At 54.6% G+C, this 1275-nt stretch carries 2 pseudogenes; one reads left to right on the forward strand and one right to left on the reverse strand.

The annotated features are described in order from the left end of the window. Positions 1 to 195, forward strand: a pseudogene (locus GEU01_RS23885) (IS110 family transposase); the annotation flags it as partial. Positions 196 to 533: 338 nt separating this feature from the next. Here GEU01_RS23885 and GEU01_RS26630 read toward each other — a convergent pair. After that, positions 534 to 791, reverse strand: a pseudogene (locus GEU01_RS26630) (transposase); the annotation flags it as partial. Between the last annotated feature and the right edge of the window lie 484 nt (positions 792 to 1275).

Consider the following 1275-nt stretch of genomic DNA (forward strand, 5'->3'; position numbering starts at 1 on the left):
GGGGCGACATCCATGTCCTTCCGCGCGCAGAAATGGACAAGCGCCGCAGGGGCATGGCTTTGCAAGCTTCTGGAGCGTCGCCCAACACGTCTTGCAACCGTCGCACTTGCCAACAAACTGGCCCGGATCGTCTGGGCTCTCCTGTCGCGCAAAGAGATCTATCGTCCGGCCGGCCGCAATGTCGCTGTAATCTGACATGCGCTGCCAAGACGATGGATGCCGGGGTTCGCCCCGGTAGATCCGGCAGAATGCACTGACCAGCGTGATGGGAAGACTGTAATTCAGGAACAGTTCAGGCGATACCGTTGGATGACATGTGCCATCGAGCACGTTTTCAAGATTGGTGCCTGACACGCAAGCGCACACCCATAATGGCCAGCGAAAAACGTCGCACAAACAGGCCGGACATAAGGGCGCACCTGACCGGATCCCCGCATCCTGCGAGCAGCGATGCATTCCACCGAGAAAACAAGATTTAGAGAAACGCAGAGAGATAACAAATGTGATCCATTGCATCGAACCGGCCGTCCACATAGGTCATCCAGGCCAAAACCGGTAGAACGCCGAAGCTGACAGACAATGGCGCGCTCTTCCTCCGAGGCTTTCCAGGCCAGTTTCCGGGGACGGCTGCTGCGGTCCTGGCAGGCGTCTGAACCACGCCTGCGCCACTTGCGGACAGTTTCCTCGCTGATCCCGTAGCGTCTGGCGAGCACGGATGTCGATTCCGATGAGCGGGCTATGTCAGCCCGGACGGCCGGTGTCGTACGTGCCTGTGGATGGATCTGAAGCATCATTCAGTCTCCCTGCAAACGGAAGAAAACCATGAAGAGTAACGCGGTATTGCCCACCCTACATCATCCCAATGACGTCTCACAACCTGACAGGTAGGTAGCGAACATAAAAACCGAAAAGATGAGTGTCCTGACCTCTTGGGGGAGCATGTGATAAGATGTACGAGGTATCCTGACCTTATGGGGGATGCCAATCAGCGCACGTCGCTATCCTGACTTCTTGGGGGGAGGCAAGGTACAAATGCTTACCCTGACCTCGTGGGGGATATTTGTCCCTGCATCAATGAGAACAGCGGAACACTGAATTCCACCCCTAGCCGAATGCAATAGCTTCCAGTCGAGCATCTCGGTGGCGCTGCCAAAATAAGCAACCACATCAGGCCTTCAGTTACCCGGTCACTTTCGCTTTAATCTTTAGTGAGCTTTTTTTTTCGAAATTTTCTTTGCCACATATTAGAGATTGCAACATTGCAATTTGGGACAA

It is taken from the genome of Komagataeibacter europaeus LMG 18890 (assembly GCF_000285295.1).
GTDB classification, from domain to species: Bacteria; Pseudomonadota; Alphaproteobacteria; order Acetobacterales; family Acetobacteraceae; genus Komagataeibacter; species Komagataeibacter europaeus.